Source organism: Psychrobacter sp. 4Dc, from assembly GCF_002836715.1.
Taxonomy (GTDB): domain Bacteria; phylum Pseudomonadota; class Gammaproteobacteria; order Pseudomonadales; family Moraxellaceae; genus Psychrobacter.
Window position 1 is genome coordinate 1 of record NZ_PJAT01000056.1, and the last position, 275, is coordinate 275.

General features: G+C 50.9%; 2 tRNA genes. Both read left to right on the top strand.

Annotated elements, in window-relative coordinates:
• Window positions 1-75: 75 nt before the first annotated feature.
• Window positions 76-151, top strand: a tRNA-Val gene (locus CXF61_RS02790).
• A 37-nt stretch (window positions 152-188) separates the two neighbouring features.
• A tRNA-Asp gene (locus CXF61_RS02795) sits at window positions 189-265 on the top strand.
• Window positions 266-275: the final 10 nt, after the last annotated feature.

The window sequence follows — 275 nt, forward strand, 5'->3', positions numbered from 1 at the left end:
CCCACAGCAACGGAGCTTAGTGACAAACTTAAGAGCTCAGTTGATGTTGAATAAATTGCCTAGCAATTGTTCGAAGGGTGATTAGCTCAGTTGGTAGAGCGTCTGCCTTACACGCAGAATGTCGGCGGTTCGAATCCGTCATCACCCACCACTTCTTAGCAAGTGGCTAAACAAGCTAAGAGACCTAAGCAGCGGTAGTTCAGTTGGTTAGAATACCGGCCTGTCACGCCGGGGGTCGCGGGTTCGAGTCCCGTCCGCTGCGCCATATTTAAAAC